The organism is Propioniciclava sp. MC1595 (assembly GCF_017569205.1).
In the GTDB taxonomy this organism is placed as follows: Bacteria; Actinomycetota; Actinomycetes; order Propionibacteriales; family Propionibacteriaceae; genus Propioniciclava.
The window spans coordinates 1,172,441-1,188,427 of sequence record NZ_CP071870.1 but is presented as its reverse complement, the minus strand read 5'-3'; the positions used below and the strand labels follow the sequence as shown (position 1 = coordinate 1,188,427).

Annotated in this window: 13 protein-coding genes; 3 read left to right on the top strand and 10 right to left on the bottom strand. The window is 74.4% G+C overall.

Going from position 1 to position 15,987, the window contains the following annotated elements; all coding sequences use genetic code 11:
* Positions 1-9 precede the first annotated feature (9 nt).
* From J4N02_RS05600 to mraZ, 5 genes are all read right to left on the bottom strand, one after another.
* A complete protein-coding gene (locus J4N02_RS05600) occupies positions 10-1,512 on the bottom strand; it encodes a UDP-N-acetylmuramoyl-L-alanyl-D-glutamate--2,6-diaminopimelate ligase (RefSeq protein ID WP_375539331.1) in 1,503 nt (500 codons plus the stop codon).
* Positions 1,509-3,359: a penicillin-binding protein 2 gene (locus tag J4N02_RS05595; protein ID WP_188332692.1), complete on the bottom strand. Its 1,851-nt coding sequence runs from the start codon at positions 3,357-3,359 to the stop codon at positions 1,509-1,511. Before J4N02_RS05595 ends, J4N02_RS05600 begins: the two co-directional genes overlap by 4 nt.
* Positions 3,356-4,000: a hypothetical protein gene (locus J4N02_RS05590; protein WP_188332691.1), complete on the bottom strand. Its 645-nt coding sequence runs from the start codon at positions 3,998-4,000 to the stop codon at positions 3,356-3,358. The genes J4N02_RS05595 and J4N02_RS05590 overlap by 4 nt, the downstream gene beginning before the upstream one ends.
* The gene (rsmH, locus tag J4N02_RS05585; protein WP_188332690.1) at positions 3,997-4,959 is read right to left on the bottom strand and encodes a 16S rRNA (cytosine(1402)-N(4))-methyltransferase RsmH; all 963 of its coding nucleotides are present in this window, start codon (positions 4,957-4,959) and stop codon (positions 3,997-3,999) included. Before rsmH ends, J4N02_RS05590 begins: the two co-directional genes overlap by 4 nt.
* Before the next feature lie 115 nt (positions 4,960-5,074).
* Complete coding sequence (gene mraZ, locus J4N02_RS05580; RefSeq protein ID WP_182814582.1) at positions 5,075-5,521, bottom strand: division/cell wall cluster transcriptional repressor MraZ; 447 nt, start codon at positions 5,519-5,521, stop codon at positions 5,075-5,077.
* A 142-nt stretch (positions 5,522-5,663) separates the two neighbouring features.
* Here mraZ and J4N02_RS05575 point away from each other — a divergent pair, with 142 nt between their 5' ends.
* The 3 genes from J4N02_RS05575 to J4N02_RS05565 are packed head-to-tail and all read left to right on the top strand — an operon-like array spanning position 5,664 to position 10,005.
* Positions 5,664-6,632: a MoxR family ATPase gene (locus J4N02_RS05575; protein WP_243760881.1), complete on the top strand. Its 969-nt coding sequence runs from the start codon at positions 5,664-5,666 to the stop codon at positions 6,630-6,632.
* Positions 6,633-6,640: 8 nt separating this feature from the next.
* Positions 6,641-7,861 carry a DUF58 domain-containing protein gene (locus J4N02_RS05570; RefSeq protein ID WP_188332689.1) on the top strand — a complete coding sequence of 407 codons (1,221 nt, stop codon included), beginning with the start codon at positions 6,641-6,643 and terminating at the stop codon, positions 7,859-7,861.
* Positions 7,858-10,005 carry a DUF3488 and transglutaminase-like domain-containing protein gene (locus J4N02_RS05565; protein WP_188332688.1) on the top strand — a complete coding sequence of 716 codons (2,148 nt, stop codon included), beginning with the start codon at positions 7,858-7,860 and terminating at the stop codon, positions 10,003-10,005. Before J4N02_RS05570 ends, J4N02_RS05565 begins: the two co-directional genes overlap by 4 nt.
* A gap of 21 nt (positions 10,006-10,026) precedes the next feature.
* On the opposite strand, the gene J4N02_RS05560 is transcribed toward J4N02_RS05565, so the two are convergent.
* The 5 genes from J4N02_RS05560 to J4N02_RS05540 all read right to left on the bottom strand — a co-directional run bounded on the left by J4N02_RS05560 (position 10,027) and on the right by J4N02_RS05540 (position 15,956).
* The gene (locus tag J4N02_RS05560) at positions 10,027-10,377 is read right to left on the bottom strand and encodes a DUF3040 domain-containing protein (RefSeq protein ID WP_182814579.1); all 351 of its coding nucleotides are present in this window, start codon (positions 10,375-10,377) and stop codon (positions 10,027-10,029) included.
* 67 nt (positions 10,378-10,444) lie between these two features.
* Complete coding sequence (dinB, locus tag J4N02_RS05555) at positions 10,445-11,617, bottom strand: DNA polymerase IV (RefSeq protein WP_188332687.1); 1,173 nt, start codon at positions 11,615-11,617, stop codon at positions 10,445-10,447.
* Positions 11,618-11,681: 64 nt separating this feature from the next.
* Positions 11,682-15,314 (bottom strand): DNA polymerase III subunit alpha, encoded by a 3,633-nt coding sequence (locus J4N02_RS05550; RefSeq protein ID WP_188332686.1) that lies wholly within the window; start codon positions 15,312-15,314, stop codon positions 11,682-11,684.
* The gene (locus J4N02_RS05545) at positions 15,307-15,672 is read right to left on the bottom strand and encodes an SAV_6107 family HEPN domain-containing protein (RefSeq protein ID WP_188332685.1); all 366 of its coding nucleotides are present in this window, start codon (positions 15,670-15,672) and stop codon (positions 15,307-15,309) included. The genes J4N02_RS05550 and J4N02_RS05545 overlap by 8 nt, the downstream gene beginning before the upstream one ends.
* A complete protein-coding gene (locus J4N02_RS05540; RefSeq protein WP_188332684.1) occupies positions 15,672-15,956 on the bottom strand; it encodes a DUF6504 family protein in 285 nt (94 codons plus the stop codon). The genes J4N02_RS05545 and J4N02_RS05540 overlap by 1 nt, the downstream gene beginning before the upstream one ends.
* Positions 15,957-15,987 lie beyond the last annotated feature (31 nt).

The window sequence follows — 15,987 nt, the reverse complement described above, 5'->3', positions numbered from 1 at the left end:
GGTTCCACGTCACTCCCCCCAGGTCTCGCGGATCACCGCGACGTCGTCGAACGGGCTGATGACGCCGGCGACGTCCTGCCCCGTCTCGTGGCCCTTGCCGAGCACCGCCACCCAGTCGGCGGGCCGGGCCAGGCGCAGGGCCCGCGCGATCGCGGCGCGGCGGTCGCCGCCGTCGACGACCTCGGCGCCTCCGGCCTCCCGGGCACCGGCCAGCACGGCGGCCCGGATCGCGGCCGGTTCCTCGCTGCGCGGGTTGTCGTCGGTGACGACGACCAGGTCGGCCGCCTCCGCGGCGGCGCGCCCCATCGGGCCGCGCTTGCTCGGGTCGCGGTCGCCGCCGGCGCCGAGCACGGCGATGCGGCGTCCGGTGCGCGGCAGCGCCGCCAGGGCGGCGGCCACGGCCTGCGGGGTGTGGGCGAAGTCGACCACGGCGTGCGGGGCGTCCGGCCCCAGGTCGACGCGCTGCATCCGGCCCGGGACCTGGGCCGCGGCGAGCCCGGCGGCCGCGGCGTCCACGTCGAGGCCGGCCGCGTGCACGAGGCCGAGCGCGGTGACGGCGTTCGCGACGTTGAAGCTGCCCAGCATGGAGAGGTCGAAGACCGTCTCGCCGCCCGGGTGGGCGAGGCGGACGCGGGATCCGCCATCGGGCAGCGGCTCGGCCACCACCACGCGCAGGTCGGCGTCGGCGGCCAGCGTGGTGACCACCCGGGTGCCGTCGGCGCGGGCGAGGGCGGCGAGGCGACGCCCCCAGGGATCGTCGGTGTTCACGACGGCGGCGCGGGTGCGCCCGTCGACGAACAGGCGGGCCTTCGCCGCGAAGTACTCCTCGAGCGTGTGGTGGAACTCGAGGTGGTCCTGGCCCAGCATGGTGAAGCCGGCGGCGTCGAAGGTGAGGGCGTCCGCGCGGTGGAGGGCCAGCGCGTGGCTGCTGACCTCCATGGCGACGGTGTCGGCCCCCCGCTCGCGCAGGACCGCGAGGAGGGCCTGGAGGTCGGGCGCCTCGGGTGTGGTGACGGTGGTGCGGGCCACCTCGAGGGGCCGCCCGGCCACCCGGAACCCGATGGTCCCGATCGTGGCCACCGTGCGGCCGAGGGCGGCCAGCGCGGCCTCGAGGAGGAACACGGTGGAGGTCTTGCCGTTGGTGCCGGTCACGGCGAACAGGTCGAGGGCCTCCCCCGGACGCCCGTACACGTCGGCGGCCAGCGGCGCCATCGCGGCCCGCGGGTCGTCGACGGTCAGGACGGGCAGGCCGGCGGGCTCGGCGAGGGCTGCACCTGCGGCGTCCGTGAGCACGGCCAGCGCCCCGGCGGCCGCGGCCTGGGCGGCGAAGGAGGCGCCGTGCGCCCGCGCCCCCGGCAGCCCGACGTAGAGGTCGCCCGGGGCCACCGCACGGGAGTCGAAGGCCACGCCGGTGAGGACACCTGATGCCCCCGGCAGCAGGTGTGCCAGGGGCAGTCCGGGTGCGGCGGAGGGCCGCAGGGCGCTCGGGTCGGACGTCACGGAAGGCATCATTCCTTGAAGAGGGGCAGCTTCGCCTGGTCGACGTCGTTGCTCGGCTGCACGCCGTAGCGTGGCAGGGCCAGCGACATGATGTCCCGGTAGACCGGGCCCGCCATGCCGAGGCCGGCGCCGAGGGTGTCGGGGCGGGCGATCAGCACGTAGACCAGGATCTGCGGGTCCTCGACGGGTGCCACGCCGACGATCGAGGCCACCTGGCCGGCGTAGCCGCCGGTGGCCGCCTGCAGGCGGGCGGTGCCGGTCTTGGTGCCGGTCCGGTAGCCGGGGATCTTCAGCTGCGCCTCGCTGTCGAGCGTGCGCTGCTCCATCATCTCGACGGTCGCGCGGGCGGCCTCCTCCGAGACCACACGGTGCGTCTCGGGCGCGGCCACCGGGACGAGCGGACCCCCGTGGTCACCGGTCGCCTTGATGATCGAGGGGGCGGTGTAGACGCCGTCGTTGGCGACCGCGGAGATGGCCGAGGCCATCTGCAACGATGTCACCGACAAGCCGTAGCCGTAGGCGATGGAGTCGGCCTGGAACTGCGGCATGCCGGCGCCGGGCAGGCTGCCGGGCTGCTCGCCGGGCAGGCCGAGCGTCGTCTTCTGGCCGAGGCCGAAGCCGGCCATGTAGTCGCGCAGCTGGGCGGGCTCGAGTTCGCGGGCCGCGGTGATCGCGCCGATGTTGGACGACTTGACCAGGATGCCGCGCGTGGTGATGTCGATGTCGCCGTGCTTGAACGCGTCCCGCACGGTGTGCTCGCCCACCTTGACGGTGTCCTTGATCGCGTAGGTGCGGTCGGGGGTGGTGAGGCCGGCGTCCAGCAGCGAGGCGAGGGTGAGCACCTTCTGCACCGAACCGGGCTCGTACATGGCGGTGACCGCGCGGTTGCCGGTGTCGCCGGGCTCGGCGTCCCCCGGCTTGCTGGAGTCGTAGGAGGGGTAGTTGGCCAGGGACAGCAGCTCGCCGGTCTCGACGTCCTGCACGATCGCGACGCCCCAGTTGCCGCCGACCTCGTCGACGCGCTCGGCCAGCCGGCGCTCGACCATCCACTGGAGGTCGGCGTCGATGGTCAGTTGGAAGTCCTTGCCGTCGACCGCGGGCGTCAGCGTCTGGTTGCCCAGCGGGATACGGCCGTTCGGCGAGGTCTCGAACTGCTCGCGGCCCTTCGTGCCGGCCAGCGCGTCCTCCTGCGCGGACTCGAGGCCGGTGCGGCCCTTGCCCTCGCTCATGAAGCCGACGATGTTGCTGGCCACGCTGCCCATCGGGTACACGCGCTTGGGGTTGGACTCGCGGAACACGCCGACGTACTTGCCCTCGTTGAGCGCGGCGTTCAACTCGACCCACACGCTGGAGCGCACCTGGCGGGCCAGGATCGTGTACTTCACCGGGACGGTCTCGCCCTTGGCGTTCGACGTCGTCGCCGTGCGCAGCTTCGCCTCGACCTCCTCGGCCGGGACACCCGTGTGGGCGGCGATGATCGCGGCCATCTCCGTCGGGGCGACCGCCGCCTTCGCGCGGTCGGACTCGCGCATCGCCTCGGGCTCCTTGCCGTTGGTCGAGATCATCGACGGGTCGGCGATCACGTTCACGGTGGCCTCGGTCAGGGCGAGCACCTGGCCGTCGCGGCCGGTGATCGTGCCCCGCTGGGCGGGGACGTCGCGGGCGACGGTCATGCGCTGGGCGGCCTCGGAGGCCATGGCCTCCGCGCTGACCACCTGGATCTGCACGGCGCGGGCCGCCGCGACCGAGAACAGGATCGCGACGGCGAGGACGAGCACGCGCAGGCGGAACGCTGTCGCCGCCATGCGGGCACGGCCCGAGACGCGGGCCGGCTTGCGGCGCGGGGTCGGACGGCTCATCCCTGGCCTCCCGTGGCGTCGGCGGGGATCGGCTCGGCCGGCGCTTCACCGGCCGGCGGCTGGTCGGCGGGCACGCCCTCGGCGGGGGCCTCGGCCTGGGCCGGGTCGACCGGCGCGGCGGCACCCTCCTCGGGGGTGGTGCCCTCCGCCGGGGCGGCGCCATCCACGGGCGCAGCCTCACCCTCGGCCGGCTCGACGGGGGCCACCCTGCCCGGGCGGACCTTCAGCGAGGGCATCTCGTCGCCGCGGGCCGCGATGGGCTCGCCGAGCACCTCGCCGGAGCTGACGTCGATGAACACCGCGTGCGGGTTGGGCACCATGCCCAGCTCGGTCGCGCGCAGGCCGAGCGACTCGGGGGCCTTCACGCGGTTGACCTGCGCCTCGAGGTCGGAGGCCCGGTAGCCGAGCTCGCTCGCGGTCCGCTGGGCGTCGCGCACCTCGAAGGCCTGGTTCTGCAGCACGGTGGTGAGCACGAGCATGCCCACCATGCCGGAGACGACGATGCCGACCACGAGCACGGCGAAGGTGACCGGCGACAGGCGCCGGGGCGGGCTGATGATGCCCCGCAGCTGCGGGCGGGCCTGGCTGGCCGCCTCACCGATCCGCCGGGGGGTCTCACGGATGGTCTGCCACGCGGTCACGCCGCCACCTCCTGGAGTCGTTCGGTCGCGCGCAGGCGTGCGGACGCCGCGCGGGGGTTGTCGGCCTCTTCCTCGGGGCTGGGACGTTCGGCACCGCGGGTGAGCAGGCGGAAGGCGGCCCGGTGCTCGACCGGGACGACGGGCAGGCCGCGCGGGGCGGTGTCGGTGGACGCCGCGGCGAACGACTGCTTCACCAGGCGGTCCTCCAGGGAGTGGTAGGACAGCACGGCGAGGCGGCCGCCGGGCGCGAGTGCGTCCAACGCCGCCGGCAGGAGGCCCTCCAGGGCCTCGAGCTCGCGGTTGACCTCGATCCGCAGCGCCTGGAAGGTGCGCTTGGCCGGGTGGCCACCCGTGTGGCGGGCGGCCGCGGGGATGGCGTCCGAGATCACCTGCACCATGCGCGCCGACGTGGTGAACGGGGTCGCCGCGCGCTCGCGGACCAGGGCCCGGGCGATGCGGTCGGCGAAGCGCTCCTCGCCGTAGGTGCGCAGGATGCGGGTCAGCTCGCGCTCGCCGTACGTGTTCACGACGTCGGCGGCGGTGGGGCCGGAGGCCTGCGTCATGCGCATGTCGAGCGGGGCGTCGACGGAGTAGGCGAAGCCGCGCTCGCGCCGGTCGATCTGGAGGCTGGAGAGCCCGAGGTCGGCCAGGATCGCCTGCACCTTCGGCGTCCCGTCCTCGGCCAGGACGTCGGGGAGCTCGTCGTAGACGGCCTCGTAGAGGGCGACGCGGTCGCCGAACTCGGCGAGGCGCTCGCGGGCGATGGCCAGCGCGTCGGCGTCCCGGTCGATGCCGACCAGGCGGGCGTGGGGGGAAGTGGAGAGGATCATCCGTGCGTGGCCGGCGAGGCCCAGGGTGCAGTCGACGTAGGTGCCCCCGTCGGCCAGCGCCGGGGAGAGCAGTTCGACGATGCGCGCGGCCATGACGGGAACGTGTCCCGCCTCGACGGCCTGCACCATGCCTGCTCCTCCTTCGTCCCTGCTGAGGGGTTTCGATCCGGGAGGACCACCTGGCACCGGGGAAGTGGTGTCAGGGGGTCCGACCGGGTCGAAGCCTCACGGCAGGGCTCCTGCCTCAGTCCTGCAGGCGGGTCGCCCCGCCCGGGAAGATCTCCTCGTCCATCCGCGCGAACTCCTCGTCCTGCGCGGCCTGGTACGCCTCCCAGGCGGCGAGGTCCCAGACCTCAACCCGGTTGAACGCACCGATCACGGCGATCTCCTTGTCCAGCCCCGCGTAGCCCCTGAGGACCGGCGGGATCGTCACGCGCCCCTGGCTGTCGAGCACCTCCTGTGAGGCACCCGCGGCGAACATGCGCTGGAAGTCACGGATCCCCCTCAGGGTCGAGGGACCGCTCATCGCCGCCTGCGCCTGCCGCTGGAACTCCTCGACGGTGTAGATCGCCAGGCAGCGCTCCTGCCCCTTGGCGATCACCAGTCCGCCACGGAGTTCCTCACGGAACTTCGCCGGGAGGACGAAGCGGTTCTTGTCGTCCACCTTGGGGAAATGGGTGCCCAAGAACATCGGGACCCCTCCCTTCGGCCGCCTTGTTCCTCCACTTCGCCCCACTCTAACCCACTCTCCCCCACCCGAGGCAACGGCACGCCCCCTTTTTCGGTGTCGGCAGCCCCTGTGACGGGATCGGGCGGCCGGTAGGGTGGCGTGGGTGACCACGAACACCACAGCCGTCGACGTGACCGAGGTGACCGGGCTGGCCCAGCGCCTCCGCGACTCCGTGGGGGCGGTGATCGAGGGCAAGCCGGACGCCGTGGAGATGGCGCTGGTCGTCCTCCTCGCCGGGGGCCACCTGCTCATCGAGGACGTTCCGGGCGTCGGCAAGACGATGCTCGCCCGCACCCTGGCCCGCTCGATCGACTGCTCCGTCCGCCGGATCCAGTTCACGGCCGACCTGCTGCCCAGCGACATCACCGGCGTGTCGGTGTTCAACCCCCAGACCCGCGGCTTCGAGTTCAAGCCGGGCGGGGTGTTCGCCAACATCGTCATCGGCGACGAGATCAACCGGGCCTCGCCCAAGACCCAGTCGGCGCTGCTCGAGGCGATGGAGGAGGCCCGCGTCTCCGTCGACGGCACCACCCACGAGCTCCCCAGCCCGTTCATGGTGTTCGCCACCCAGAACCCGATCGAGATGCAGGGCACCTACCCCCTGCCCGAGGCGCAGCGCGACCGGTTCATGGCGTCCATCTCCATGGGCTACCCGACCCGCGCCGCCGAGCTCGACATGCTCGAGCACCACGGCGCCAGGAACCCCCTGGACGACCTGCGCCCCGTGACCGACGCCGCGGGCATCCTCGCCGCCCGCCGCCAGGTCGGCGAGGTCTTCGTCCACTCGGCGCTCAAGGACTACGTGGTGTCGATCGTCTCCGCCACGCGCACCTCCGACTCCCTGCGCCTGGGCGCCTCGCCGCGCGCCAGCCTGCAGCTGCTCCGGGCCTCCCGGGCGCGCGCCGCCATGCAGGGCCGCGGCTACGTCATCCCCGAGGACGTGGACGTGCTCACCGTGCCGGTCCTGGCCCACCGCGTCCTGCTGAGCCACCGCGCCCACACGTCGCAGGCCTCCACCGCCGACGTGCTGGCCTCGATCGTCGCGGCGATCCCGACCCCGCGCCGCACTTGAGGGAGCGCATGAGGTCCCTGCCGACGCCCACCCCGCGCACGCTCGCCCTCTGGGTGGGCGGTGCGCTGCTGATGACCCTCGGCGTCGCCCTGGGCAACCAGGACGTCGTGTGGCCGGCCCTGTTCCTCGTCCTGCTCCCCCTGCTCGCGCTGCTGACGGTGCTGGTGCTGCGGCCCCACTTCACCGTCGAGCGCACCATCACCCCGCCGGTCGTCGGCGCCGGCGAGCCCGCCACCGTGCACACGGTCGCGCGGGTCACGCGCCCGAGCCCGGCGGGCACGGTCGTCGCCGAGGACGACCCGGGCCACCGCCTCGGCACCCCCCACCACGCGCGCCTGGAGGCCTCGAGGGCGGGGCAGGCCACCGGCACCACGTACCCGATCCGCGGGCGTCACCGCGGGCGGTACACGCTGGACGGGTTCCGGATCCGGTTCAGCGACCTCCTCGGCTTCTGGGTGCACACCGTGCGCCTGCCGCAGCCCACGCCCTTCGTGGTCACGCCCGCCGTGGTGCCGCTGCCCCCGGCGCGCGCCAGCGCCTACGGCGCGACCGGCGAGACGCCGATCCCGCAGACGGCCATCTCCGGCCCCGACGACGCCATGGTCCGCGAGTACCAGCCGCGCGATGACGTCCGGCGCATCCACTGGCCGTCCACGGCCCGCAGCGGCACGCTCATGGTGCGCCGCGAGGAGGCGGCCTGGGACCCGACGGCCTGGGTGATGCTCGACTCGCGCGCCGGCGTCCACGACGAGGAGCGCGGGGAGCGCCCGACCTTCGAGTGGCTGGTGTCCGCGGTGGCGTCCGTGGGCCTGCGCCTGCTCGCCGACGGCTACACGGTCACGCTCGTCGACGCGAGCGGGACCCGCCACGACGTCGCGGCCGACCGACCCGCGGCCCGCGCCGAGTGGCTCGACCCGCTGGTCGACGTGCAGGTGAGCGCCGCGCTCGACCTGCACGAGGCCACCGTGCGCATGGCGCAGGCCACGTCCGAGCATCTCTTCGTCGCGCTGGTCGGCCTGCTCGACCGCGGGACCGCCGACCTGCTCGCCGCCACGACTGCCTCCCGCCAGCGCCGGCTGGTGCTGGTGGTGGCCCCCCGACCCGCGGCGCGTCCGGCCTTCGAGGACGGGCGGGCCATCCTGGTCGACCACGGCTGGACCGTGCACGAGGTGTCGGTCGACGCCGACCTCGCCGGGGTCTGGGAGTCGGCGTCGGGGGGTGTCGCATGAGCTTCGACACCCGGGTGGGCCTCGCGCTCGCCGTCGCCCTCCCCCTGCAGCTGCTGCCGTGGGCGCAGATGACCCGGCACCACGCCGTCCTCCAGTGGTCGGCCCTCGCGATCGTCGCCGTGCTGGCCATCGGCTGGGCGGCCCGGCGCTTCCGGCTGCCGCCCTACGTGGTGCTCGCGGCCCAACTCGTGGCCGTGGCCGCGGCGACCTGGGCCGGGGTGTGGCTCCTGCACGGCCGCGAGCAGGTGCGCCGGCTCCCGGAGCTCCCCGGCCAGGGCCTCGACTTCTTCCGCGACAGCGCGGCGCCGCTGTTCCCCAACCCGGGGGCGTCCCTGCTCATCGTGGCCGGCGTGGCCCTGGTCGCCGTCCTGGCGGACTGGCTCGCCATCACCTGGGAGCGGCCCGCGTGGGCGATCGCGCCGCTCGTCGCGCTGCACCTGGTCGTGGCGCTGGGGCTGACCACGCCCACGATCTTCAGCGAGTTCGTGCTGCTGGCCGCCGGCATCGCCCTGGTCCTGGCGGCGGCGAGCCCCTGGGGCGCCAACGCCCGCCCCGGCCGGCGGGCCACTGCCTGGCTCGTCGTGCTCGCCCTGACCGCCGGCGCGATCGGCCTGACCTGGGTCACCGCGCGGTTCGTGCCGACCTTCGAGCCGCGCAGCGCGTCCGAGCCGCTGCAGATGAGCGACCCGTCGCTGGACCTGAAGCGCAACCTGGTGCAGGGGTCCGACGACGTGGTGATCCGCTACACCACCGACAGCCCGGGGGGCACCTACCTCAAGCTCGCGTCCCTGCCGGCCCTCTCGGCCGGCGGCTTCGCGCTGTCCGACGTGCGGGTCGCCACCGGCCGGATGCCCGCCCCGCCCGGTTCACCGCCGGGCGAGCGCCGCACCACCCGCATCGAGGTGGGCGAGTTCGCCAGCGAGTGGCTGCCGGTGCCGTACGCCCCGACCTCGTTCGACGCGCCCGGCGAGTGGGGGTTCGCCCTCGACACCCTCGACGTCATGGCGATGGCCGGGCCCGAGCGTGGGACCGCCACCGAGGGCATCAGCTACGAGGTGACCAGCCTCGAGGTGCGACCGGACGCCGCCACGATCGGGCAGGCGGGTTCCGGCGGGGCCCCCGACCGGGAGCTCACGACCTCGCTGCCCAACGACCTGCCGATGCGGGTGCGCGAGCTGGCCCACGAGGTGACCGAGGCAGCCCCGACGCCGGGCGCCAAGGCCCAGGCGCTGGAGGCCTTCCTCCGCTCGGACCGCTTCACCTACTCCACCGCCCCGAGCACGGGCACGGGCGACGGCCTGGCCACCATCGACGACTTCCTCTTCGACTCCCGCACCGGGTACTGCGAGCAGTACGCGGGTGCGATGGCGATCATGGCCCGCGAGCTGGGCATCCCGACCCGCATGGCCGTCGGCTTCGTGCCCGGTGTGCAGGAGGGCGACGCCTGGGCGGTGACGGCCCGCGACCTGCACACCTGGCCCGAGCTGTGGCTCGAGGGCCTGGGCTGGGTCGCGTTCGAGCCGACGCCGTCGCGCGGCGACGGCGCCCCGGGGACGGGTGGGGCGGAGGCGCCCCCCGAGAGCGCGGCGCCGGAACCCGGCGTCGAGGAGCCGACCATCGACCCCACCGTGCCCGAGGAGCCCGAGGTTCCCGAGCCGACGGCCACCCCGGTCCCGCCCGCGCAGGAGGTCGTGACCACCCTGCTGCCGTGGCTCGTCGTGGCCCTCGTCGTCGGGCTGCTGGGCCTCAGCGCCCTCCTGGCCCCCCGGGTGCTGCGAGCGCGCCGCCGCACCCAGCGGCTGGCCGGCACGGGCGACGCCCGGGTCGACACCCTCTCGGCGTGGGAGGAGGTCCGCGAGGTCGTGGGCGACCTGCGGCTGTCCTGGCCCGACGGCTCCCCGCGCTTCGCGGCCGAGCGCCTGGTCCCGTCGCTGGGCGGGGACGAGCGCGCGGCCGAGGCCCTGCGCGGTCTCGCCGCGGCGTCCGAGCGCGCCCTGTTCGACCGCAGCGAGAACTACGACCTGCCGGGCACGTGGGCCGACGAGGTGGCGGCCGTCACCGCCGCCCTGACGGCACAGGCCCGCGCCCAGGCACAGAGCCACCAACGGCGGAACGCGCGCCCCCGGAGGGCCGCGCGTTCCTGACTGGTTGTTCGGAGGAGCTGGTCAGAAGCCCTCGTCGCGCCGCCACCGGTCGTCGAGGTCGGTGAGCGCCGAGTCGGGAGCCCGGCCCCGGGACTGGGCCTCGGTCTCGACGACGCGCCACGAGCTGAGCGCGACGACGGTCGAGACGAGCATGACCACGAAACCGATCACGCTGACGAAGATCGAGAGCTGCATGCCACCGATGAGGGCGGCCAGGCCGATCACGAAGCCCAGGCCGGCGATCGCGGCGCGGCGCCGGTGCAACGTGCGGGTGGTGGTGCCGCGCAGGGTGTTGGCCAGCTTCGGATCCTCAGCCGCGAGGGCAGCCTCGAGCTGCTCGAGCAGACGTTGCTCCTTGTCGGACAGTGCCATCGCGCCTCCCTTCTCTGGGACTGGACCCGGGTCGACGGGCGTGGGACAAGTGTAGGCGTCGCGCGCCTCAAACGGAACCGGCGCGTCTCGCCAGACTGGCCCGCGAGACGGCGTGCGGCCCGAACCGGGCGATCGCGGCGTCGGCGGCCCGCTCCGCCTCGCGCCAGCCGCGCTCGGGTTCGTCGAGCGCGGGCTGCGTGGACACCTGGTCGGCGTCCAGCACGTGCTCGACCCGGATGCCGATGCGCCGCAGTCGCGGGCGCTCGAGCCGGAACGCCCGCAACAGGCGGACCGCCGCCGCGTACACCTCGTCGGTCGCATCGGTCGGGTACGGCAGGGTCAGCGACTTCTGCACGGTGCGGAAGTCGGCGAACCGCAGGCTGAGCGTCACCGTGCGCCCCACGACCCGGGCCATCCGCATGCGGGACGCGACCCGGGCGGCCGTGCGCAGCAGCTCGGTGCGGACCTGGTCGAGGTCGTCGGTGTCCTTGCCGAACGTCTCCTGGCTGCCCACGCTGCGGTCGCCGGGCTCGGTCGCCACCACGCGGCGGCCGTCGATGCCCCACGCGAACTCCCACAGCTCGCCACCCGCCCGGGCCCCGAACGCCCGCTGCAGCGTCGACTTCGGGGTGTGGGCCAGGTCGGCGATCGTGTACAGGCCCAGCTTGTTCAGCTTCTCGGTGGTGGACGGCCCCACGCCCCAGATCTTCTCCACCGGCTGGGGGTGCAGGAACGGCACCACCTCCCCCGGCGGGACCTGGTGCAGCCCGTTGGGCTTGGCCTTGTTGGAGGCCATCTTGGCGATCAGCTTGGTGGGCCCGAGACCCACCGAGCACGGGATGCCCTGCTCGTCGGCCACCAGCGCGCGGATGAGCTCGCCCACCTCGGCCGGCTCGCCCAGGAGGCGCCGGGTGCCGGTGATGTCGAGGAAGCCCTCATCCAGGCTGACCCGCTCGACGTGCGGCGTGATCGTGTCGAAGATCGCGAACACCCCGTCGGAGGCCGCCTCGTAGGCGTCGTAGTCGGGCGAGATCGCGACCGCGTCGGGGCACAGCCGGCGGGCCCGCGTGGACGACATACCGCCCTCCACCCCGTAGGCCCGCGCCTCGTAGGAGGCCGACAGCACCACCCCGCGGTGGGCGCCGCCCACCCACACCGGGCGCCCCCGCAGCTCGGGGCGGCTGCGGAGCTCGACGGCGACGTAGAAGGCATCCATGTCGACGTGTGCGATGACCGGCATGACCCCTCCTTTGATTCGAACACCCCTGCGAAATCCATGGTAGGCCGGGCCTCCGACAAAACGCTCAGCGGCCCGAGGACCCCGGGCTGGAGTGCCACAGCTTGCGGCCCGGGTCGGCGAACTTCCTCGGCACCGACCGCGGCGACTCCCCCGCCGGCGCCACGTCGGTGTAGGGCGACTGCACGAACCCGCTGGGGTGGATGAGCACCCGGCGCTGCCCCATGCCGCCGGCCGCGCCGGCGTGCTCGGTGTCGGCGCGCCGACGGGCCCGCTCGCCCTGCGACCCGCCGTCGCCGTCGGCGTAGGGCCGGTCCTGGGCCCTGGCGTTCCAGTCGGCCCGCGCGCGCTCCCCCTCCGCCACGGCCGCCGCCCGCGCGGCCAGGTCGGCGTCGACCAGCTCGTGCACCGCGGCCACCGCCGCCCGGGGGTCGCCGGTCGCCTCCAGCGTCGAGCGCCACAGGGCCTCCAGGTGCAGCAGGTCCCAGGCGCCGAGCGCCCGCAACGACACGCCCCGCGCCCCGGTGCGGCGCAGTTCCCCCACCCCGACCAGCAGCCAGGAGTTGAACACGGTGGTGGCGAAGGGGCCCTGGGCGTCCTCGAAGAAGGTGAGGTCGACGGGGCCGGTGCCGTCGTCGAGGGTGAGGAACACCACCCGCTTGCCCGACTTCACCGGCGGGGTCTGGGTGGCGACCTTCACCCCGGCCACGAGCAGGCGGCTGCCGCTGCGCCGCTTCATCTGCTCATCGGCGTGCGTCACCCCGATCGCCTCGACGAACTCGCGGTGGTCCTCCATGACGTGGCGGGTGGCGTCCATGCCCAGCACGGCCAGCTCGGCGGCCATCCGCTCCTCGGCGGTCATCTCGGGCAGCCCGGAGACCACCACGTCGCAGGTCGCCGGCTCGGTGAAGTCGAGGGCCAGCTGCACCGCCTGGTGGCCGGTCGCGCCGCCCGACCCCAGCCCGCGCGCCCGGCCGTGGGCGCGGGCGTCGACCCGGTCGAGGCGCTCGAGGTCGGCCAGGGTGAGCAGCAGGTCGCGCCGGGTGACCCGCCCCCGCGCGCCCGGCCCGCGCACCGACCCGATGCCGTACAGCGCGTCGAACGCCCCGGCCAGCACGAGGTGCTCGGCCACGTCGGAGCCCGGTCGCGCCCGCTGCCAGAAGTCGACCAGCCCCGCGTACGGCTGGCCGGCCACGATGCGCTCCACCTCGGCGGCGCTGATGTTCTTCACGTCGGTCAGGGCCAGCCGGACGCCCAGGGTGCCGTCGCCCTCCGCCGCCTCCACCCGGTACACCTCGCCGGACGCGTTGACGTCCAGCGGCAGCACGGGCACGCCCATGCGCCGTGCCTCGGCGAGGATGAGCCGCTTGGGGTACATGCCCGGGTCGTGGGTGAGCAGCCCGGAGACGAAGGCGGCCGGGTGGTGCCACTTCAGCCATGCCGACTGGTAGGTCGGCAGCGCGAACGCGGCCGCGTGCGCCTTGCAGAACCCGAACGAGGCGAACGAGACCAGGATCGCCCACACGTCGTCGATCAGCGCCTCCGCGTACCCCTGCGCCCGGGCAGCCGGGTAGAACCAGTGCCGCACGTCCTCCTGCCCCTCGGGCGAGCCCAGCGCCCGGCGCGCCTCGTCGCCGTAGGCCAGCGAGCACCCGGTCATGACGGCGACGACCTTGATCACCTGCTCGTGGAACACGATCACCCCGCGCGTCTCGGCCAGCGCCGGCACCAGGTCGGGGTGCAGGTAGGTCGCCTCGCTCCACCCGTTGCGCGCCCGCAGGAACGGCACCACCATGTCGGACTTCACCGGCCCCGGCCGGAACAGGCTGATGTCGATGACGAGGTCGTTGAACTCGCTCGGCGAGAACTTGCCGACCAACTCCCGCTGGCCCGGCGACTCGATCTGGAAGCAGCCGATGGTCTCCGCGCGGGAGATCATCGCGTACACGTCCGGGTCGTCGTAGGGGGCCAGCGCGTCGATGTCGATGCGTTCGCCGTCGACCCGTTCGATCTCGTCGAGGGCGTGCGCCATCGAGGACTGCATCCGGATGCCGAGGATGTCGAGCTTGAGCAGGCCCAGGTCCTCCACGTCGTCCTTGTCGAACTGGCTCATCGCGTACCCACCGAAGGACGACTCCACCGGCGTCCGCTCCCCCAGCGTCGCATCCGACAGGATCACCCCGCACGGGTGCAGCGCCACGTGCCGCGGCAGCCCGTCGAGCCCCTCGACGAGCTCGAACAGCACCCGCAGCTGCTCGTCGCCGAGGTTGGCCCGGCGCAGCTCGGGCAGCTCACGCAGGGCGTGGCGCACGTCGCGCGCGCGGATGTGCGGGAACGACTTCGCGATCTGGTCGATGTCGCCCGGCGGCAGGCTCATCGCCGCCCCCACGTCGCGGATCGCGTGCCGCACCCGGTAGGTGTCCAGCATCGCCACCGCCGCCACGCGGTCGGCACCGAAATCGGCGAACACCCGGTCGTACACCTCGAGCCGGCGCGCGGACTCGACGTCGATGTCGATGTCGGGCAGCGCCCGGCGCAGCGGGGACAGGAACCGCTCCATGATCAGGTCGTAGGCGATCGGGTCGACCCCCGAGATGCCCAGGCAGTAGTTGACCAGCGAGCCGGCCCCCGACCCGCGCGCGGCCACCCGGATGCCCATCTCCCTCACGCTGTCGACCACCTGCGCCACGGTGAGGAAGTAGGCGGCGAACCCCATCTGCTCGATCACGGCCAGCTCGTCGTCGAGCCGGTCGACCGTGGACGCCGCGGGTGCGGCGTAGCGGGCCCCCAGCCCCGCCTCGCACCGGGCCCGCAGCTCGGCGATGCCGCCCGGGAACTCGGGCAGGTGGATCTCGCCGATGCCGAGGTCGGCCACCGGGTCCAGCCGGCAGCGCAGGGCCAGGTGGCGGGTGTCGGCGACCAGCCTCGCGGGGTCGCGGCGCCCGGCGAGCAGGGTGACCTCCTCGACGGTGGCGAGCATCTCCTTCCCCGACTTGAGGTACCCCTCCGCGTTGCGCCGGTCGACGTTGCGGACGTCGAGGGGCACGAGGCGACGGGCGGCGTCCAGCACGTCGGCGACGGGGGCGTCGGACTTGCGCGCCATGCGCACCGCGTTGGTGAGCACCCCGGCCACCCCGTGCGCGTCGGCGAACGCCAGCATGCGCCCGGCCAGCCGCGCGCTGCCGACCCCGGCGCCGGCGAGGTGGTGGTCGGTGACCCCGATGACGAGCTGGTGGGCCTCGACCACCTCCAGCCACCCGCGCAGCGCCGCCTCGGCGCGGCGCTCGTCGCGGGCCACCAGCGCCGACCCGAGGTCGGAGTCGGGGCCCAGCACGACGACCACGTCGTCGCGGTGCTCCCCCACCAGCGACCGCGTCGTGACCGGTGCCCCCCGCTCGCCGCGGGCGTGCGTCGCCGTGACCAGCCGGCACAGCGACCCCCAGCCGCGCCGCGACTCGGCCAGCACCACCGCCCGCCCGGCGCCCTCGACGGCAAGGTCGGCGCCCACGACGGGGGCGACGCCGCTGGCCATGCACGCCTTGGCGAACCGGACCGCGCCGTACAGCCCGTCGCGGTCGGTCAGCGCCAGCGTGTCCATGTCGTGGCCGGCGGCGGCCTCGACCAGCACGCTGGGGTGCGAGGCGCCGTACTGCAACGAGTACCCCGACGCCACGCGCAGGTGGACGAAGGGGTCAGTCATGGGCGGCCGCCGCGAACGCCTGCGCGTCGCGCAGCAGGTCGTCGGCCTCGCGCACGGTGACCAGCCCGACCGCGCCGGCCTGCACCGCCTCGACCTTCAGCTGGAGCATCGCGAAGTACTCGGCCCACTCGCCCAGCTCGGGCGCAACCTGGGCCACCACCGTCCAGATGGGGCGCCGCTCGCGCAGCCGCGGCCGCCGGCGGGCCAGCACGCCCGCGGCCACCCGCAGGGCGGCCCGGTGGGCGGCGAGGTAGCGCTCGGCCGGGCGCACCGCGTCCTCCGCCGCCGCCAGCGCGGCGGCGACGTCGTCGAACAGCAGCTCGGCGAGCTGCCAGGCCCGGGTGGGGTCGGCCGACATCAGTCCACCACCGCCCGCAGGAACCACTCCTCGCCGGCGACCGGGTGGGCCAGCTCGTACACCCCCGGCAGGCTGGTGCGCCCGGCGCTGGCCACCACCCGGAACACCTCCGACTCGGCCAGCAGGTCCTCGGACGGCCGGCTCCACCAGTCGGCCGTCTCGCGCCACCGGCTCTCGACGTCGAGCACCCGCCAGTAACGGCGCCGCCACAGGAACTCCACCGGGGCGGGCTCGCCGCCCACCTCGCCCGACCGCACCGCGATCGGTTCGTCGTACCGCCGCATGACCACCTCCGCGAGACCACTTTCGAACATG

Excerpts from the sequence above, each read along its gene's own strand:
- J4N02_RS05565 (WP_188332688.1), top strand. The coding sequence starts at position 7,858 with ATGAGCTTCGACACCCGGGTGGGCCTCGCGCTCGCCGTCGCCCTCCCC.
- J4N02_RS05600 (WP_375539331.1), bottom strand. The coding sequence starts at position 1,512 with ATGATGCCTTCCGTGACGTCCGACCCGAGCGCCCTGCGGCCCTCCGCC.
- mraZ (WP_182814582.1), bottom strand. The coding sequence starts at position 5,521 with ATGTTCTTGGGCACCCATTTCCCCAAGGTGGACGACAAGAACCGCTTC.
- J4N02_RS05560 (WP_182814579.1), bottom strand. The coding sequence starts at position 10,377 with ATGGCACTGTCCGACAAGGAGCAACGTCTGCTCGAGCAGCTCGAGGCT.
- J4N02_RS05570 (WP_188332689.1), top strand. The coding sequence starts at position 6,641 with ATGAGGTCCCTGCCGACGCCCACCCCGCGCACGCTCGCCCTCTGGGTG.
- dinB (WP_188332687.1), bottom strand. The coding sequence starts at position 11,617 with ATGCCGGTCATCGCACACGTCGACATGGATGCCTTCTACGTCGCCGTC.
- rsmH (WP_188332690.1), bottom strand. The coding sequence starts at position 4,959 with ATGGTGCAGGCCGTCGAGGCGGGACACGTTCCCGTCATGGCCGCGCGC.
- J4N02_RS05545 (WP_188332685.1), bottom strand. The coding sequence starts at position 15,672 with ATGTCGGCCGACCCCACCCGGGCCTGGCAGCTCGCCGAGCTGCTGTTC.
- J4N02_RS05540 (WP_188332684.1), bottom strand. The coding sequence starts at position 15,956 with ATGCGGCGGTACGACGAACCGATCGCGGTGCGGTCGGGCGAGGTGGGC.
- J4N02_RS05550 (WP_188332686.1), bottom strand. The coding sequence starts at position 15,314 with ATGACTGACCCCTTCGTCCACCTGCGCGTGGCGTCGGGGTACTCGTTG.
- J4N02_RS05595 (WP_188332692.1), bottom strand. The coding sequence starts at position 3,359 with ATGAGCCGTCCGACCCCGCGCCGCAAGCCGGCCCGCGTCTCGGGCCGT.